This is a genomic window from Actinocrinis puniceicyclus, from assembly GCF_018283645.1.
Classification (GTDB): Bacteria; Actinomycetota; Actinomycetes; order Streptomycetales; family Catenulisporaceae; genus Actinocrinis; species Actinocrinis puniceicyclus.
Map to the genome: position 1 here is coordinate 1 of NZ_JAGSXH010000327.1, position 1263 is coordinate 1263.

At 68.0% G+C, this 1263-nt stretch carries 1 protein-coding gene; it reads left to right on the top strand.

The features are described from left to right. A partial coding sequence (locus tag KGA66_RS29095) for an RICIN domain-containing protein (RefSeq protein ID WP_211472824.1) occupies positions 1 to 562 on the top strand: 562 nt, incomplete at its 5' end. Positions 563 to 1263: the final 701 nt, after the last annotated feature.

The following is a 1263-nucleotide window of genomic DNA, read 5'->3' on the forward strand; positions in this document are numbered from 1 at the left end:
GATCTTCGTGGACGGTGATACCCGTTACGAGCAGTTCCTGTGCCCGACGCTGCCGGATCCCTCCACGATCTCGATCTACCAGCCCAAGTGCCCGTATGTGCCGCCGGGCGGCGGCAGCCCCTCCCCGACGCCGAGCGGAACCGGCTCGCCTTCGCCGACGCCCACCACGCCCGCCGGGACCGGCCCGATCGTCGGTACCGGCTCGGGTCGCTGCGTGGACGTGCCCGGCAGCACGCAGACCGGCGGCACCCAGGTACAGCTGTGGGACTGCGACGGCGCGGCCAACCAGCAGTGGACCTACACGACCGCGGGCGAGCTGCGGGTGTACGGCAGCGACTGCCTGGACGCCAACGCGCAGGGCACCAGCCCCGGCACCAAGGCGATCATCTGGCCCTGCAACGGGCAGCAGAACCAGAAGTGGAACGTCAACGCCAACGGCACGATCACCGGTGTTCAATCAGGACTCTGTCTCGATGCCACCGGCGCCGGCACCGCCAACGGCACCCTGCTTGAGCTGTGGACCTGCAACGGCGGAAGCAACCAGCTGTGGACACGTCAGTGACCCGGTGACCCAATGACCCGGTGGCCCGGTGGCCCGGGCCGGCCGGCAGGGCCGGCAGGACGGTGCGCAGTGTGCTGAGAAGGCATGACTCTCGGCGCGCTGCGCACCGTCCTGTCGCCGTGCTGATGCGCCGTGCCGCTGATCGTCGCGGCGGCTTTGTCACGCGGGGCGGACGTCTCGCGGTGAATCGATTCGAAGACCGCTGAGCTCGTTAAGCGACGCGGAACCCGGCTTGAAGCCTTCCGCAGCGTATGCGTGGTTACACCGGCATCGGCTTACCAGTGGAGCGGTCGCACCTTTAACTGCACAGATCAGAGCTGTTCCATGTGATCAGTCAGGCCCGGCAACACGATGCGGCGTCACATCCATTGACGGGCCTGTGAGTCCGCCGTAATATCCCGCTCGACATCTGCGATACGAATCGGTTCGACAATCTTTGCGTGGACTCGCGGCTCGCGCCTTTCCCACTGCCGGGGCGCAGCGGCGGGATCGGACCGAGGGCGGCCGCAGCCATCGCCCACCGCTGTGCACCGTGTCGCGCTACACCGTTGTGGCGCCGAAACGCAGGAGGAAGTCGATGAGACCCAGAAGCAAGGCCGGCCGGTTCGCCTTGGCGACCGCGACGGCTTTGACGCTCGCGCTGCCGCTCTCGGCGGCGGCGCCCGGCCATGCCGCGTCGGGTGAGTCGTTGAGTGTGGACC